A 1,770-nucleotide genomic window follows, 5' to 3' on the forward strand; every position below is an offset into this window, starting at 1 on the left:
AAATACAGGCGGCTAATGCCAAGACAAAGGAGACTCTAAGCAGTGTTAGTTTGGTTTTAATATTTCTCGTGTAAGTCTCCATAGAAGCACTTGGTCTTGTTGCCCATAACGTAGCAAAGCTTTGTGAAGTAGCGGAATTTGAAAAACTGCTGCTTAACTTACTTCCTACTGTTGATTATTGTTTTGTTGCTTAAATGTAGCTCGTCAGCCGCTATTTTACAAAGCTTGTGTTGGTGGCAGTATTGTCGTCAAACAACAACTTTCAATTCCTTTGCAGCTTGTTTGTGTCCAAAGGCTGCGGCTTTGTCAAAGTAATGCTTTGCCCACCTGACTGACTGTTTCACTCCGTCTCCATGCTTATAGCAAAGTCCCAAGTTGTAAAGGGCTTTTGGGTCGTTTTTGCTTGCAGCCCTTTTGTACCAGTAAACAGCTTTCACGTCGTCCGTAGTCACACCCAAGCCGTAATGGTAGCAATATCCCAAATCTCTTTGCGCTTCTGTGTCGCCTTTTTCTGCAGCTAATGTGTACCAGTGAACAGCTTTCTTGTAATCCTGCTTAACCACTTCGCCTTTAAAGTAAAAAAAGCCAACGTTATACTGGCTCTCCATGTGTCCTTGTTTGGCAGCTTTCAGAAACCATTTATAAGCTTCTTCCACGTTTTTTTCAGTTCCCAAACCGTGGTCGTAGCAAGTCCCCAAATAAAACTGTGCTCGTTTATGTCCACCTGAGGCGGCACAAGACCAAAGATTATAAATGTCCGGCCAGTCTTTCTTTTTCGGTTTTGTCTCAAAAGCAAGATGATAACCTAAGCGAAACATACGGGCTAATTTGGTCTTGCAGAAAGTCTGTTTCAAGCTGTAGAGTTTTCTGTCAAAATAGTTTTGGAACGGTAGCACTTTTAATATTGCCACCAACGTTTCGGGGCTTTGCGTTCGTGTGGGCAATAGCGAACGGTCAGCCCTGGATAAAGATATACAGCTAAATGAAAATTATAGTTCAGCCCATGGCCGTCAGCCCACATGACGCAAAACCCATGTTGCCTGCATGCCCATTTTAATTTGATGTGGCATTTTCATTTGTTCGGTCGTATAAGACGGTCAGATTCGTTGCGAAAGCTGGCGTTGAGATTTCAATTTCCCATGACTTGTCAATAGATGGAAATGCTTGTTTTAAGTGTTCCAAGAACTGAAACCATCCTGAATGTTCCTCTGTAATTTCAAAATTTTGATTATTGTCATACTCAACTACTAAACAAATGCAGTCCGTCGTGAAATAGTCTCTTTTATAACCTGTCAGTTTATTTACTTGTCTCCACTCAATGTTTTTGTCGCCTTTCTCAGTCTTTACAGTAAAGCCATTGTCTGAATACGTAAAAATGCCGTTGTCATTATAGAGCTTATTGAAATCAGCTTTTGTTTTGTCAGCAAACTCTTTGCTGTTTATGTTTGTGTCGTTAACCCATTTGAACTCTGGATTGATAGCCTTAATTAAAAACATTACGCTAACAAAGCCAAAGAATACAAATCCAACCCACCCAAACCAAAAGTCTTCAACAATACTCCAAGCACAGATGATTGTCATTATCAGTCCAACCACTAAATATTTTAAAGACTTGGCTCTTGTCAATTTGAAAGTTTAAAATTCTCCCGGGTTGCAGGCAACGTCAGTTTGTCTAAAAACCTCCGTTTAGATCGAACTTAGCAGTATTCAGGATGATTTAGAAGCCTATGCTGCTGCTTTCATTTGGAAGTGCAAAAATGATGTTGTAAC

Annotated in this window: 2 protein-coding genes; both read right to left on the bottom strand. The window is 40.4% G+C overall.

Annotation, left to right across the window (positions count from 1 at the left end; genetic code table 11):
- Positions 1–248: 248 nt before the first annotated feature.
- Positions 249–854, bottom strand: coding sequence for a tetratricopeptide repeat protein (locus DRJ53_RS20940; protein WP_123893775.1), 606 nt, complete (start codon positions 852–854; stop codon positions 249–251).
- Positions 855–1,053: 199 nt separating this feature from the next.
- Entirely contained in the window at positions 1,054–1,626 is a 573-nt protein-coding gene (locus DRJ53_RS20945) for a hypothetical protein (protein WP_114237627.1), read from the bottom strand.
- Positions 1,627–1,770 lie beyond the last annotated feature (144 nt).

The organism is Paracnuella aquatica, assembly GCF_003332885.2.
In the GTDB taxonomy this organism is placed as follows: domain Bacteria; phylum Bacteroidota; class Bacteroidia; order Chitinophagales; family Chitinophagaceae; genus Flavisolibacter; species Flavisolibacter aquaticus.